15 protein-coding genes are annotated in these 14,911 nt (G+C 69.7%); all 15 read right to left on the bottom strand.

All coding sequences use genetic code 11. From position 1 onward, the window contains the following. Positions 1-62: 62 nt before the first annotated feature. Entirely contained in the window at positions 63-1,019 is a 957-nt protein-coding gene (locus CBM2594_RS02010) for an MBL fold metallo-hydrolase (protein WP_116355379.1), read from the bottom strand. Beyond that, entirely contained in the window at positions 989-1,231 is a 243-nt protein-coding gene (locus tag CBM2594_RS02005; RefSeq protein ID WP_116357650.1) for a DUF1289 domain-containing protein, read from the bottom strand. Before CBM2594_RS02005 ends, CBM2594_RS02010 begins: the two co-directional genes overlap by 31 nt. A gap of 21 nt (positions 1,232-1,252) precedes the next feature. Beyond that, positions 1,253-1,681 (bottom strand): thioesterase family protein, encoded by a 429-nt coding sequence (locus CBM2594_RS02000; protein ID WP_116355378.1) that lies wholly within the window; start codon positions 1,679-1,681, stop codon positions 1,253-1,255. Continuing rightward, positions 1,678-2,178, bottom strand: a complete 501-nt coding sequence (locus CBM2594_RS01995) for a YbaK/EbsC family protein (RefSeq protein ID WP_116355377.1) — start codon at positions 2,176-2,178, stop codon at positions 1,678-1,680. The genes CBM2594_RS02000 and CBM2594_RS01995 overlap by 4 nt, the downstream gene beginning before the upstream one ends. A 27-nt stretch (positions 2,179-2,205) precedes the next feature. Beyond that, positions 2,206-3,141, bottom strand: coding sequence for a hydroxymethylglutaryl-CoA lyase (locus CBM2594_RS01990; RefSeq protein WP_116355376.1), 936 nt, complete (start codon positions 3,139-3,141; stop codon positions 2,206-2,208). Positions 3,142-3,190: 49 nt separating this feature from the next. Continuing rightward, positions 3,191-4,132 (bottom strand): 2-hydroxyacid dehydrogenase, encoded by a 942-nt coding sequence (locus tag CBM2594_RS01985; protein WP_116355375.1) that lies wholly within the window; start codon positions 4,130-4,132, stop codon positions 3,191-3,193. A 183-nt stretch (positions 4,133-4,315) separates the two neighbouring features. Then, positions 4,316-5,188: a fimbrial protein gene (locus tag CBM2594_RS01980; protein ID WP_198048085.1), complete on the bottom strand. Its 873-nt coding sequence runs from the start codon at positions 5,186-5,188 to the stop codon at positions 4,316-4,318. 261 nt (positions 5,189-5,449) lie between these two features. After that, on the bottom strand, positions 5,450-7,468 hold the full coding sequence (locus tag CBM2594_RS01975) for an acetyl/propionyl/methylcrotonyl-CoA carboxylase subunit alpha (protein WP_116355373.1): 2,019 nt from the start codon (positions 7,466-7,468) through the stop codon (positions 5,450-5,452). Between the two features lie 71 nt (positions 7,469-7,539). Further along, entirely contained in the window at positions 7,540-8,562 is a 1,023-nt protein-coding gene (gene bioB / locus CBM2594_RS01970) for a biotin synthase BioB (protein WP_116355372.1), read from the bottom strand. Positions 8,563-8,584: 22 nt separating this feature from the next. After that, complete coding sequence (gene bioD, locus CBM2594_RS01965) at positions 8,585-9,334, bottom strand: dethiobiotin synthase (protein WP_116355371.1); 750 nt, start codon at positions 9,332-9,334, stop codon at positions 8,585-8,587. Then, the gene (gene bioF / locus CBM2594_RS01960; RefSeq protein ID WP_116355370.1) at positions 9,331-10,545 is read right to left on the bottom strand and encodes an 8-amino-7-oxononanoate synthase; all 1,215 of its coding nucleotides are present in this window, start codon (positions 10,543-10,545) and stop codon (positions 9,331-9,333) included. The genes bioD and bioF overlap by 4 nt, the downstream gene beginning before the upstream one ends. Further along, positions 10,535-11,947 (bottom strand): adenosylmethionine--8-amino-7-oxononanoate transaminase, encoded by a 1,413-nt coding sequence (bioA, locus tag CBM2594_RS01955; RefSeq protein WP_116355369.1) that lies wholly within the window; start codon positions 11,945-11,947, stop codon positions 10,535-10,537. Before bioA ends, bioF begins: the two co-directional genes overlap by 11 nt. A 619-nt stretch (positions 11,948-12,566) precedes the next feature. Further along, the gene (locus tag CBM2594_RS01950; protein WP_115679135.1) at positions 12,567-13,355 is read right to left on the bottom strand and encodes an enoyl-CoA hydratase/isomerase family protein; all 789 of its coding nucleotides are present in this window, start codon (positions 13,353-13,355) and stop codon (positions 12,567-12,569) included. A gap of 53 nt (positions 13,356-13,408) precedes the next feature. Further along, positions 13,409-14,305, bottom strand: a complete 897-nt coding sequence (locus CBM2594_RS01945; RefSeq protein WP_116355368.1) for a dienelactone hydrolase family protein — start codon at positions 14,303-14,305, stop codon at positions 13,409-13,411. A gap of 17 nt (positions 14,306-14,322) precedes the next feature. Next, on the bottom strand, positions 14,323-14,911 hold a 589-nt coding region (locus CBM2594_RS01940; RefSeq protein ID WP_290367784.1), incomplete at its 5' end, for a carboxyl transferase domain-containing protein.

Raw genomic sequence — 14,911 nt, 5'->3', positions numbered from 1 at the left:
GAGGGGAGCAAACCAGCGGGGGCGACGGATTGCTTGCCATGATTCGCTGCGTCGGCAGCGCATCAATCCGGATTCACCACCCACTCCCCCTCGACCTGCGCCGCTCCCACCCGCGCCAGCGCCCCCACCGTCTGCGCGCAGAGTTCCGCCATCGACAGCGCTGGCATAAAGCGCTCGCGCATGTGCGTCATCAACGGTGCCGCCTCCATCCACGCGGCCAATGCGGCCAGCGTCATGCGCTGCGCCTCCAGCAGCTTGAACTTCACCAGCACCTTGACCGCATGGGCCGCATTGCGCGCCGGGTCGGCGCTAAGGTAGGCCAGGCGCCCCTGGGCCCTTTCCACGGCCGCCGCGACGCCGGTGAACACGCGTCCGTGGCCGGGAATCACCACGCGCGCGTCGAGCTGCGCGATGCGCGCCAGCACCGCCGCCTGCTCGGCGAAGCCGCTCTCGCCCTCCAGCTCGGGAAAGATCACGCCGAAGCCGTTCTCCCACAGCGCGTCACCGGAAATCAGGATGCGCTCGGCCGGTGCGAACAGCATCACCGCGTGCGGGTCATGGCCAGGGGCCGCCACCACCTGCCAGTCGATGCCGCCCAGGCGCAGCGTGTCGCCGTCGTTCAGCACGCTGTCGAAGGTGAAGCGATCGCACTGCTGGCCGGTGGCCTCGTAGCTGAGCGCTTCCGTATCCCATGCGGCCACGGCCTTGGCCTCGGCCGCGGGGATCGCGGTGCGCGGTTGCCAGCGCGCCTGCAGCGCGGCATTGCCGCCGCAGTGGTCCGAGTGCAGGTGGGTGTTGATCACGCGTGCCAGCGGCCGGCCCTGCAGCGCGGACGCCACCAGTGCCACCGTCTGCGGCGCGTGGGTGACGTAGCCGGTGTCGACCAGCGCGGTATCGTCGCCCTCGACGAACAGGATATTGTTTGCCGACAGCCAGCCGCGCTCGAACACGCGCATGGTGGCCGGCAACTGCGGGACCGGGCATTCGCTCAAGGGGATGTCTCCTCGCCTGCCAGCCATGCGGCGCGCTGCGGCAGCTGCGCCCAGATGCGGCGCTTGTCTTCGTCGCCGGCGGACGACCAGCCGGCAATCTCTTCGATGGTGCGCAGGCAACCCGCGCAATAGCCGGTGGCCGGATCCATGCGGCAGACGTTGCGGCATGGCGACGGCACCGGCGAGGCCCGCTGCGCGGCGTCGGCCTGAGCGGCCAGCAAGGCAGGTGTGAGGGCCATGGCGTTGCGCTCGCTCGCCACTCAGCCCGCCGCGCGCGCGGCCTTGGCCGCGACCTTCTGGTTGAAGCGGCCGGCGTCGATCAGGTGGCGCTCGTGCACGCCCTCCGAGATCTTGTCCTCGCCGTCCCACGCGCTAAGCTGGAAACGCAGGCGGCGCCCGTCCACCTCGACCAGTTCGCCCCTGACCGTCACCGTCATGCCCGGCGGCGTCGGCGCCAGGTGCGAGAAACTGACCAGCGTGCCGAGCGATTGCTCGCGCGGCCAGTCCAGGTGCTCGCGCAGCATCTGCAGGCAGGCACATTCCATGATGCCGACCAGATAGCCGGTGGCCAGCACGTCGGGCATTTCGGGGCAGCCCGGGATATCGTCGTAGAGGCGCGGCACCGTGGCCTTGGGCGGCACGGTGTACTCCCAGCTGAACGCCAGGCCGGGGCGCAGGTCCGGGCTCATGCCGCGGCTCCGGCCGCAACGTCGGCCACTTCGGCCCCGGTCATCTGCTGCAGCTGGTGCGGCGTCAGGTTGAACACCGCATGCGGATGGCCGGCCGCGGCCCACAGGCTGTCATAGCGGAACAGGTCCCGGTCCAGCAGCATCACCGGCGCCACCGCATGGCCGATGGGGCAGACGCCGCCGATGGCATAGCCGGTCTTCTCGCGCACGAAGCGCGCGTCGGCCTTGCCCAGCGCGCCCACGCGCGCGGCCACCTTGGCCTCGTCGACGCGGTTGCTGCCGCTGGCGATCACCAGCACCGGCGCATCGTCGGCCACGCGGCGGAAGATGATGGACTTGGCGATCTCGGCCACGCTGCAGCCCAGCCCCGCCGCGGCCTCGGCCGAGGTCTTGCCGGTGGCGGGCAGCATCACCACGGGCCGGTCATGGCCAAGCCCGGCCAGCAGTTCGGCCACGCGCCGCGCGGATTCGGGCAGCGCTTCGTCATGCATCGTCATGCGTTCTCCTGTCTGCGGCCGCGCGCCTTACACGCAGGCCGGTGCCGCGTCGCTGGCGGCGGCCCATTTGGTCAGCAGGGCGCGGCCCACGCGCGAACTGTTGGCGCGGCCGATCGCCTGCGAGATGTAGTCGCCGGCGCGGACCACCGCTTCCAGGTCGATGCCGGTGTGGATGCCCATGCCGTGCAGCATGTAGAGCACGTCCTCGGTGGCGACGTTGCCGGTGGCGCCCTTGGCATAGGGGCAGCCGCCCAGGCCCGCCACCGATGCATGGAAGATCGCCACGCCCACTTCCAGGCTGGCCAGGATGTTGGACAGGGCCTGGCCGTAGGTATCGTGGAAATGGCCGGAGAGCCGGTCCAGCGCGAACTCCGCCGCGGCGGCGCGCATCACTTCCTGCACGCGCACCGGCGTGCCCACGCCGATGGTGTCGGCGATGTCGATCTCGTCGCAGCCCAGCTCGCGCATGCGCCGTACCACGTCGACCACCGAACTGACCGGCACCTCGCCCTGGTACGGGCAGCCGAGCGCGCACGAGATGCTGCCGCGCAGGCGCACGCCCTGTTCCTTGGCCGCGGCCGCCACCGGGGCGAAGCGCGCGATCGACTCGGCGATCGAGCAGTTGATGTTCTTCTGCGAAAACGCCTCGCTGGCCGCGCCGAAGATCACCACCTCGTCGGCGCCGGCCGCGATCGCGCCCTCGAAGCCCTTCAGGTTCGGCGTCAGCGCCGAATACAGCGTGCCCGCGCGGCGCTGGATGCGCGCCATCACGTCGGCGCCGTCGGCCATCTGCGGCACCCATTTGGGCGACACGAACGAGGCGGCCTCGATATTGACGAAGCCGGCGTCGGTAAGCTGGTTGATCAGCGCGACCTTCACGTCCGTCGGCACCATCGCCTTCTCGTTCTGCAGGCCGTCGCGCGGGCCCACTTCAACGATCTTCACGTAGTTAGGCATGGTCATGGCTGTCTCCTGTCGTTTGTTCGGTGGCGTATGGGGCTGGTCTGGCGGCTCAGTAGCCGCGCTGCAGGTCGACCACGCCCGCGATCGGCTGGCCGGCGCGCAGCGCGCGGATCTTGCCGGCGATCTGCGCGATGCTGTCCTCGCGCAGCGTCAGCGCCGAAATATGGGGGGTAATGGTGATGCGCGGCTCCTGCCAGAACGGGTGTTCCGCAGGCAGCGGCTCGGTGCGGAATACGTCCAGCGTAGCCCCCGCGACCTGGCCGGCCTGCACCGCGGCGAGCAGGTCGGCTTCGACCAGGTGCTGGCCGCGCGCGACATTGATCACGTAGGCGCCCTGCGCCAGCTTGCCGAACAGTTCGCCGTTCAGGATGTTCTCGGTCTGCGGGGTCAGCGGCAGCACATTGACCAGCACGCGCAAGCCCTGCAGGAACGGTGCGCGCCCGGCATCGCCGTGGAATCCGACCACGCCCTCGATGGCGCGCGCGGTGCGGCTCCAGCCGCGCACCGGGAAGCCGAAGCCGGCCAGCGTGCGCGCGATATGCGTTCCCAGCGTGCCGACGCCCATCACGCCGATGGTGAAGTCTTCGCGGCGGTACGGTTTAAGGAATTTCCACTTGCCGGCCTGCGCCTGTGCGGCGTAATCGTCCAGCCGGCGGAAATAGCGCAGCACGGCGGAGGTGACGTATTCGGCCATCTGCGTGGCCATGCCGGCATCGTCCAGCCGCACGATCGGCACGCCGGCCGGCAGCGCCTGCGGGTCCTCGTCGCGCAGGCGCAGGATGCCGTCGACGCCGGCACCGAGGTTGAACACCGCCTTCAGGTCGGTGCGGCCGCGCAGCATCTCGACGGGCGGGCGCCAGACCACGGCGTAATCGGCCGATTCGCCGCGGCTGTCGTCCCAGGTCACGCATGTGGCTTCGGGCAGCGCCTCGGCGAAACCTTCGATCCATGGGTCGTAACGGCCATCGGGAACGTACAACTGCAACTTCATGGTGTCTCCAGCGATTCTGGTAGTGCAAAGGGCTATTTTGGCAGAGGAATGCGCCGCGGGGGCGAATGGCGGGAACGCCGCCAATGGAAAATGCCCCGTACCGGCGGGCCGCCGTGTCGGGGCATTTGGTGGATTGTTGCGGCTAGCGCGCCCGGCGCGGCGGCGCCGCGCGGCGCGGGGCAACTACTGGTAGTTCATGTTCAGCGTCGCAATGGCGTTCACGCGCCCGCTTGTGACCACCTGGCTGGTCTTGAAATACCGTGCGGTCATCGGAATGCTGACGGTCTCGTTGTCGCTAGTGGTGCGCAGATACGGAGACGACACCACGCCCAGCGACACCGGGGCATTGGCTTGCAGCACCTGTACGCCAACGCCGGTGGCCATGTCGCTGCCCGCCTGGTTGGCCAGCACGCCGGGGGCATTCGATGGGTCCGCCGGCCCGTCCAGTTCGTAGGCAATGCTGATGCCGGCATCGCAAACCAGCGGAATGCTGAACGACGTCGCCCCTTGTGTCGACCCGACGCCGCCGAAGCCCTGCGCGCTTGCCTTCGGCAGCGTGACGATGATGTTGCTGTTGGTGACGCGGCAGCCTGCGGTCCGGATATTGACCTGCGTGCTGGTGAAGTTGGTCGCGGTGGCGACGATGCCGCCATAGACGGACGTCGCGGTGGGATTCTGGAATGCGATGACGCCGGGCGTGATCGGCCCGGTCTTGATCAGCTGGACGCGATACAGGGCCGGCGGCAGATAGGCGCCCCGCATATTGGGCAGCGTCTGCTGCGCACGCGGCCAGTTCTGCACCATGGACTGGGTGATGTCGGCCGGCTGCGCGCTGAGCGTGTTCGACCATCCGGTGCGGATGCCGATGCCGGGGACGCCGGTTTCATAGACGCCGACGCCAGCCGCAGGCGTCATCGGCACGGCATAGCCATAGCTCCAGGTTTCGAGCGGATCGCATACGATGTACGCCGAGCTGCTGCCGACCCAGCCGGTGTCGAAGAGGATGCTGCCGTTGGGCAGGTCCCGCGCAACCGTGAGGCTGGCGGGCAGCGCCATGGTCGAGCTGACGCCGGTGCCGGTGCACACCGCACCGGCGGTGCCGGAAGTCAGCAAGGCCAAGAGAAGGATCCGGCAAAGCGTGCGCAGCATGGCTAAGGCGAGGTGACAGGCTGAGGTTCAGCAATTCTAGCCACGACGCATCAAGCCCCTGCGTAGGAGCTATCTCAAATTTCCGGGGGAAAAGTCATACCCGAGGCCCCGCACCCGCTCTGCTGTTTCCGGGCCCGGCGCCGTGACGCCGATCCCGTAGCCGCAGGCCTATTTCCCTGCAAACGCCAGCAACTGCGCCCCTTCCGCCACCTGCTCGCCCACGCCGTAGAGGATTTCGCTGACCACGCCGTCGGCCGGCGCGCTGATGGTGTGCTCCATCTTCATCGCCTCCATCACCAGCAGCGGCGTGCCGCGCGTGACCGTGCTGCCGGCCTCGACCATCACGGCAATGACCTTGCCCGGCATCGGCGCGGTCAGCTTGCCGCCCTCGCCTTCGGCCTCGCCGGCATGCGCCAGCGGATCGAGCCATGCCAGGCTGACATGCCGGCCGGCGTAGAACACGTGGAAGCTCTCGCCGTCGGCATGCACCTGCCCGTGCGCGCGCCGCGTGCCCAGGTTGACGCGGATATCGTCCGCCTGGCAGGTGTAGGCAAAGGGCGCGGCCTGGTCCGCATAGATCAGCGTGCCGCCGCGCTCGTTGCTGTTCAGCTTCACCTCCAGCACCTGCTCTCCATAGCCGAAGCGCAGCGTGCGCGACACGCCGCCGTTCAGCCGCCACGCGCCCGCGTGCGTCCACGGCGAGTGCGGGTCGGCGGCATCGATACGCAACTCGCGCGCCTCGCGTTCCAGCAGCGCGGCCACCGCCAGCGCGATCGGTTCCATACCGACCGGCGCCGGCGGCGGGAACAGGACCGCCTCGTTGCGCTCGATCAGGCCGGTGTCGAGATCGGCGGTGCGGAACGCCTCGGACTTCACCAGCCGCTGCAGGAATGCCACGTTGGTCGACAGCCCCACCACGTGATACGCCGCCAGCGCCTGGCGCATGCGCGCCAGCGCCTCGTCGCGGTCCTTGCCCCAGACGATCAGCTTGGCGATCATCGGGTCGTAGAACGGGCTGATGGTGTCGCCCTCGCGCACGCCGGCGTCGATGCGCACGCCGGCCGGGCCATGCGCATCCTCACCGCGCATGAACTGCACCGCCGGCGGCGTGCGCAGGAAGCGCAGCGTGCCGGTCGACGGCAGGAACTGCTTGTCGGGGTTCTCGGCGTAGATGCGCGCCTCCAGCGCGTGGCCGTCGATGCGCAACTGCTCCTGCGCCAGCGGCAGCGGCTCGCCGGCGGCGACGCGTAGCTGCCATTCGACCAGGTCCTGCCCGGTGATCATCTCGGTAACCGGATGCTCGACCTGCAGGCGCGTGTTCATCTCCATGAAATAGAACGAGCCATCTTGATTGGCGATGAACTCGACCGTGCCGGCGCCCACGTAGCCCACGGCCTTGGCCGCGGCGACGGCCGCTTCGCCCATCGCACGGCGGCGCTCCTCGGTCATGCCCGGCGCCGGCGCTTCCTCCAGCACCTTCTGGTGGCGGCGCTGCACCGAGCAGTCGCGCTCGAACAGGTAGACGCAGTTGCCGTGGGTGTCGGCAAACACCTGGATCTCGATATGGCGCGGGCGCGTCAGGTACTTTTCCACCAGCACCTTGTCGTCGCCGAAGCTGGCGCTGGCCTCGCGCTTGACCGACGCCAGCGCGGCCTCGAAGCCGTCGCCCGCCTCCACCACGCGCATGCCCTTGCCGCCGCCGCCCGCGCTGGCCTTGAGCAGCACCGGGTAGCCGATGCGGTCGGCCTCGCGGCGCAGCAGCGCCGGGTCCTGGTCGTCGCCGTGGTAGCCCGGCACCAGCGGCACCGACGCCTGTTCCATCAGCTGCTTGGCCGCGCTCTTGCTGCCCATCGCGTGGATCGACGACGCCGGCGGACCGATAAACACCAGCCCAGCCGCGGCGCAGGCCTCGGCGAAGGCTTCGTTCTCGGACAGGAAGCCGTAGCCCGGGTGGATCGCCTGGGCGCCGGTCTCCTTGGCCATCTCGATGATGTGGTCGGCGCGCAGGTAGCTGTCGCGCGCGGCGGCGCCGCCGATATGCACGGCCTCGTCGCAGAAGGCGACGTGGCGCGCCTCGGCGTCGGCATCGGAATACACCGCGACGGTGCGGATGCCCAGCCGGCGGCAGGTGGCGGCCACGCGGCAGGCGATTTCACCGCGGTTGGCGATCAGGATCTTGTTGAACATGCGCCCTCCTCGTTATCCCATGGATGGGATCTTACGGCGGCGCGCCGTCCAGCGGGCACTTTTCTACCGCGTCATCCCGCGTGGCCTTCGGCGCGGATGTCGAGGCGCGCCAGCAGCGCGCGATCGCGGTCGGCCTGCGGGTTGCCGGTGGTCAGCAGCTTGTCGCCGTAGAAGATCGAATTGGCGCCGGCCATGAAGCACAGCGCCTGCAGCGCTTCGTCCATGGCCTCGCGGCCCGCCGACAGGCGCACCATCGCGCCGGGCATGGTGATGCGCGCCACCGCGATGGTGCGGACGAACTCGAACAGGTCCAGCGCCTCGGTGCCGGCCAGCGGCGTGCCCTCGACCTGCACCAGGTTATTGATCGGCACCGACTCCGGATACGGGTCCATGTTGGCCAGCTGCGCGATCAGCCCGGCGCGCGCCTCGCGCGATTCGCCCATGCCGACGATGCCGCCGCAGCAGACATTGATGCCGGCATCGCGCACATGGCCGATGGTGTCGAGCCGGTCCTGGTAGGTGCGGGTGGTGATGATCTTGCCGTAGAACTCGGGCGAGGTGTCCAGGTTGTGGTTGTAGTAGTCCAGCCCCGCATCCTTCAACTGCTGCGCCTGCTCGGCCTTGAGCATGCCCAGCGTGACGCAGGTCTCCAGGCCCATCGCCTTGACCTCGCGCACCATGTCCATCACCGGCTCCAGGTGGCGGTCCTTGGGGCTGCGCCAGGCGGCGCCCATGCAGAAGCGGGTGGCCCCATTGGCCTTGGCCGCGCGCGCGGCGTCGAGCACTTCCTCCAGCGCCATCAGCTTCTCGGCTTTGACGCCGGCATCGTGGTGCGCGCTCTGCGGGCAGTAGCCGCAATCCTCTTCGCAGCCGCCGGTCTTGATCGACAGCAGCGTCGACAGCTGCACGGTGTTGGCATCGAAATGCTCGCGATGCACTTGCTGGGCGCGGAACAGCAGGTCGTTGAACGGCAGCGCGAACAGCGCGGCGACGTCATCGACGCGCCATTTGGCATCGTCGGGCAAGGCATGCTGGCGTGCAGTCTGGCGCAGCGATTCGGCGGAGATGGTGGTAACGGTGTGGGCTTGGGTCATGGTCAATGGAATCTTGTTGTTTTCAGGCAGCCAGGCCAGTGGCCTCGGTCTGGTAGCGGGAGGCGGCCGTCAACAGCGGCGCAAGGTCGAGCCGGTCCGCCGCGGCCGCGGGCGCCAGTTGCCACGGCAGTTCGCCCAGGCACGGCGCGTCCAGCGACGCGTGCAGCGTGGCGATGTTCTCGTCGGCCAGCAGCATGCCGGGATCGACCCGGTTGGCGATCCAGCCGGCCAGCGGCAGGCCGCGCGCGCGGATGGCTTCGGCGGTCAGCATGGCGTGGTTCAGGCAGCCGAGCCGGATGCCGACCACCAGCACCACCGGTACCGCCAGCATCACGGCAAGGTCGGCGGTGTTCCAGCGCACCGCGCCGCTGTCGAGCGGCACGTTGAAGCCGCCCACGCCCTCGACCACCACCGCGTCGGCCTGGCGGCGCAGCGCGTCGAAGGCAGCGCGGATCGGCGCGCGCGTGATGCGCACGCCTTCGTGCGCGGCCGCCAGGTGCGGCGAGCACGGCGTGCGCAGCAGGAACGGGCAGGTCTGGCCCAGCGGCACGTTCAACGAGCTGGCGGCGCGCAGCTGCGCCACGTCGTCGTTGTGCCAGTGGCCGTCGCGCCATTCGCTGCCGCTGGCCACGGGCTTCATGCCCGCGGTGCGGTAGCCGGCGCGATGCAGCGCATGCAGCAGCGTGGCACTGGCGTGGGTCTTGCCGATGCCGGTGTCGGTGCCGGTGACGAAGCAGGCGAAAGGCGCCATGTGAGTAACGGGGGTGCTCATGCGGCCTCCCGCTGCGCCACGGCGGCGCCCAGTGCATCGAGCAGGCGCCGCACATCGTCTTCGGTGTGCGCCGCCGACAGCGTGATGCGCAGCCGCGCGGTGCCCTCGGGCACGGTCGGCGGGCGGATCGCGCCGACGCGGATGCCGTCGGCCTCCAGCGTGGCCGACAGCGCCAGCGCGGCACCGTTGTCGCCGACGATCAGCGGCTGCACCGCGGTCTGGCTGTCGCCCAGGGTCCAGCCCGCGATCGCGGCCAGCCGGGCCAGCCCCTCGCGCAGCAGCGCGATGCAGCGCGCCAGTTGTGCGCGGCGTTGCCGTCCCTCTTCGCCTTCGATGATGGCCAGGCTCGCCAGCAGCGCATGCGCGACCGCGGGCGGCGCGGCAGTGGTGTAGATATACGGCCGCGCGGTGTTGACCAGGTGCTCGACGATGGTCTCGTGCGCGGCGACGAAGGCGCCCGCCACGCCCGCGGCCTTGCCGAGCGTGCCGATATAGATCAGGCGTTCGGACGACAGTCCCAGCGCTTCCAGCACGCCATGCCCGTGCTCGCCGAGCACGCCGAAGCCGTGCGCATCGTCGACGATGATCCAGGCGTCATGACGCTCGGCCAGCGCCAGCAGCTGGCGCAGCGGCGCGACGTTGCCGTCCATGCTGAATACGCTGTCGGTGACGATCAGCTTGCGCGCGCTGGGGCTGGCCGCGAGCAGCGCTGCCAGCGCGCCGGTGTCGCAGTGCGGGTAGCGCTGCACGTCGGCGCGCGCCAGCCGGGCGCCGTCGATCAGCGAGGCATGGTTGAGCGACTCGCAGAACAGCGTCGCCCCGGCCGTGCCCAGCGCGGTCAGCACCGCCATGTTGGCCATGTAGCCGGTGCAGAAGTACAGCGCGCGCGCCTGTGCGATGTGCGGCGCGAACCAGCGCGCCAGCTCGGCCTCCAGCCGCGCGTGCGCGATCGAATGGCCGCTGACCAGGTGCGAGGCGCCGCTGCCGGCGCCATAGCGCTGCGCCCCTTCCACCAGCGCGGCGATCACCTGCGGGTGGTTGGCCAGCCCGAGGTAGTCGTTGCTGCAGAAGGTCAGCAGCGATGCCGCCGCGGTGCCGTCCTCGCCCACCGCCTGGTGCGGCGCGCAGGCGGTGTGCGCGATGCGGCGGCGGCGCGTCAGCGCCAGCGCGTGGCGCTGCGCCGCAGCCTGCTTCAGTTGTTCAAGCAGCATGGCGCACCTCCTTGCCCGCATCCGTTGTCACGGTCACATCGTCGAGCGTGGCCAGCATCTGCTGGCCCAGCAAGCGCGCCTGCGCGGCGTCGAAGACGTAGGGCGGCATCACGTAGAGGGTATTGCCGATCGGGCGCACCAGCAGTTCGCGCGCGCGCGCGGCGTGGTGGAAGCGCGCGGCAAAGCCGGCGCCGGCCACCTCGTCGCGCACATCGGCGGCCCAGATCAGGCCACGCTGGCGCACATGCCGCACGCGCGCGTCGGCCGCCAGCGCGGCCATGCCGTCGGCCAGCCATTGCGCGCGCTCGCGGTTGCGCGCCAGCACCTCGTCCTGCGCGAACAGGTCCAGCGTGGCCAGCGCCGCGCGGCAGGCGAGCGGGTTGCCGGTGTACGAATGCGAATGCAGGAAGCTGCGCGCCAGTTCGTCGGCGACGAAGGCGCGCTGGATTTCCGGGCGCGACAGCACCAGCGACAGCGGCAGGTAGCCGCCGCTGATGCCCTTGGACAGGCACAGGAAGTCCGGCCACAGGTGCGGCGGCAACGGGGCTTCCTCGGCGCGCGACTGCTCCCACGCGAAGAAGGTGCCGGTGCGGCCGCAGCCCACCGCGATCTCGTCGGCGATCAGGTGGACGCGGTAGCGGTCGCACAGCGCGCGCGCGCCGTCGAGGTAGGACGGGTCGTGCATCGCCATGCCGGCGGCGCCCTGCACCAGCGGCTCGACGATCAGCGCGGCAATGGTGCCGGCACGCTCGCGCAGCAGCGCCTCGAGCTCCGCCAGCGCGCGCGCCGCGACATCGGCAGCGGACTCGCCGCGGCGCGCCTGCCGGGCATCGGGCGACATCACCACATGCGCGCGGCGGATCAGCGCGTCGTAGGCGTCGCGGAAGATCTCCACGTCGGTCACCGCGAGCGCGCCCACGGTTTCGCCGTGGTAGCCGTGGCGCAGGCAGGCGAACTCGCGCTTGGCCGGCAGGCCGGTGTTGCGCCAGTAGTGGAAGCTCATCTTCAGCGCGATCTCGACCGCCGAGGCGCCGTCCGAGGCGTAGAACACATTGCCCAGCGCACCGCCGGTCAGCGCCGACAGGCGCTCGGCCAGCTCCACCGCGGGCGCGTGCGTGCAGCCCGCCAGCATCACGTGCTCGAGCGTCTCCAGCTGGCGCGCCAGCGCGGCGTTGATGCGCGGGTTGGCATGGCCGAACAGGTTGACCCACCAAGAACTGGTGGCGTCGAAATAGCGCTGGCCGTCGGCATCGTGCAGCCACGGGCCTTCGCCGCGCACGATCGCCAGCGGCACGGCGTCGTCGTCGGGACGCAGGCGCGTGCACGGGTGCCAGACCGCCGCGCGGCTGCGCTGGCCCAGCGACGGCGTGCCGTTGCCTGGGGAAAGGGACAGGTGGTCCAAGAGAGCCCTCCTTGGTTGGCCGTCCGCGCTGGCTGCCGGCTAGCGCGGGCAGTGCGACGGTGCGGACGGGTTGGGGAGGGTCATGTTAGGAAGGTCCTGCCGGGCTTGGCAATGCCGCCGGATTTTTGCGGTTGGCGTGGCGTTGACGGGATTTGGCGAACGTTGTGAGCAAGAAGCCATGCGCTTGTGGTTAGCGTGCTGCCATCTCCACGCAACCTCATGCGGACTTTATTTGATGCGTCGCGCCTTCGCCTGCCACGGCGGAAACTCCCCTCCCCCGCTTGCGGGAGAGCGTAGCCCGCACGCTGGCCATGCCGGCTTGCTCCCAGTAACCGACACGTCGTCCCCGCGTAGGCGGGGACCCAGTGTCTTTGAAGCGCAAGCGCCTCTCAAAGTCGCTGGGTTCCCGCTTTCGCGGGAATGACGGTGGTCTTTGATTTTTTGGTGGCACTAACCAAATCAAAGGCTTAGCGAAGGTTCCTGGGTAGGGGTTGGGGGAGAGGGCATAAGCCACCACGAAGTGACCGCCGTCGTTCTTGCGAGCGCCGGCCCTCACCCCCGGCCCCTCTCCCGCGCGCGGGAGAGGGGAGCAAACCAGCGGCGAGCTGATGCGCGGAACTCAAGCCGGCCGCCACGACGGCGTGCGCTTCTCCAGGAACGACTTCACCCCTTCGCGCCCTTCCTCGGAAGCCCGGATCTTCGCGATGCGGTCGGCGGTATCCGCCAGCAGGTCGTTGTCGATCACGCGCCCGGCGATGTCCTGCACCAGCCGCTTGCTCTCGCGCACGGCGTTGGGGCTGTTGGCCACCAGCGCGGCCGTCAGTTCGGCGACCTTGGCATCCAGCGCCTCGGCCGGCACCACCGCATGCAGCAGGCCCAGGCGCAGCGCCTCGGCCGCGTCGAAGCGCTCGGCGGTGATGAAGTAGCGGCGCGCGGCCTGCTCGCCCATGGCGCGGATCACGTACGGGCTGATGGTGGCGGGCAGCAGGCCCAGGCGGGCCTCGGACAGGCAGAAATGCGCGTGCTCGGCCGCCACCGCGATATCGCACGCGGCCACCAGGCCCATGCCGCCGGCGTAGGTGTCGCCCTGGATGCGCGCGATCACCGGGCGCGGGCACGACCAGATGGTGTGCAGCATCTGCGCCAGCGTCAGCGCATCGGCGCGGTTCTGGTCGTCGGAGTAGCCCGCCATCTTCTTCATCCAGTTCAGGTCGGCGCCGGCGCAGAAGGCCGGGCCGTTGCCGGCCAGCACGATGGCGCGCACCTCGTCCATGTCGCCGAGCGCGCGGAAGGCGCCGGTCAGCTCGGCGATCACGGTCTCGTTGAAGGCGTTGCGCACGTCGGGCCGGTTCAGCGTGACGGTGGCGACGTGATTGGCGATATTGACGGTCAGGGCAGTGAATTCCATGGTTCGCTCCGTTGGCGGATATAGCGGATATAGCGGATGAGGGATGATGCGGCTCAGGTGCCCGGATCGAAGGGCAGCCCCAGCGAGCGGAAGAAGTCCTCCACCTCCGGCAGCCACACCGGGATGCCTTCGCGCGCGCTGAACAGGCGGTGCGAGTCGGCGCCGAACTCGCCTACGTCGACCAGCCGGGCCTGCGCAGCCGGGCCGCTGGCGCGCGCCTTGAAGGCGTTGAACATGCGGCCGGGCAAGGGCACCGGCCAGTAACTGTCATTCTCGCCATAGATCCACAGCGAGGGATAGCGCGCCAGCGCGCCGTAGCTGGCGAAGGCATCGACCAGGCGCTCTTCCCAGTCGGGGCAGTTCAGGTTTCGCAGCCCGCCGGCAAAATTGACCACGCCGCGCACGCCCGGATAAGCGATGGTGCTGAACGCCATGGTGGTCAGCCCCCCGTGCGACTGGCCGATCACGACAATGCGCTCCATGTCGACATAGGGCTGCGTGGCCATGTAGTCGAGCGTGGCGACGACGTCGTCGGCCTGCATCATGCCGTTGGTCTCGATGTCGCAGCTGCCGCCCACATAGGCCCCGCCCGAGCGCGCAAAGCCCTGCCGCATCGGCAGCACCACGACGTAGCCGCGGCGCAGGAACTCCACGCTCTGCGCCGGGAAGCGCGCGCGGCCCTGCATCGCGGGCCGGCCCGGGGCCTTGCCGTGGTTGATCACCACCAGCGGGAACGGCCCCGCGCCGGCCGGCTTGAACACCGTGGCCTCCAGGTCGATGCGCGACGGGATCGCGGCCTTGGGCAGCATCACCACCTGCTCCTGGAAGCGCACGCGCGCGCCCGACTGGCCGTTGCCGTTCGCCATCTGCGCCTGCGCGCACAGCGGCGCCAGCACGGCAAGCACCGTGGCCAGGGCAAGGCGGCGAACAAGGCGGGCGGCGCGGCGCATCTCGGATCGGCGCAGGCTTACATGCGGAACACGCCGAACTTCATCTCGTCGATCGGCGCGTTCAGGCTGGCCGACAGCCCCAGCCCCAGCACCGTGCGCGTCTGCGCGGGGTCGATCACGCCGTCGTCCCACAGCCGCGCGCTGGCGTAGTACGGGTGGCCCTGGTGCTCGTACTGGTCGCGGATCGGCTGCTTGAAGGCATCCTCCTCTTCCGCGCTCCACTGCCCGCCCTTCGCTTCGATGCCGTCGCGGCGCACCGTCGCCAGCACGCTCGCGGCCTGCTCGCCGCCCATCACCGAGATGCGCGCGTTCGGCCACATCCACAAAAAGCGCGGCGAATACGCGCGCCCGCACATGCCGTAGTTGCCCGCGCCGAACGAGCCGCCGATGATCACCGTGAACTTCGGCACCTGCGCGGTCGCCACCGCGGTCACCATCTTGGCGCCGTTGCGTGCAATGCCTTCGTTCTCGTACTTGCGGCCCACCATGAAGCCGGTGATGTTCTGCAGGAACACCAGCGGAATCTTGCGCTGGCAGCACAGCTCGATAAAGTGCGCGCCCTTGAGCGCCGACTCGGAGAACAGGATGCCGTTGTTGGCGACGATC

The sequence above is a fragment of the Cupriavidus taiwanensis genome (assembly GCF_900249755.1).
Lineage (GTDB): Bacteria > Pseudomonadota > Gammaproteobacteria > Burkholderiales > Burkholderiaceae > Cupriavidus > Cupriavidus taiwanensis_D.
Note: the sequence above shows the minus strand (reverse complement) of the source record. Positions and strands in the feature narration are given on the sequence as shown.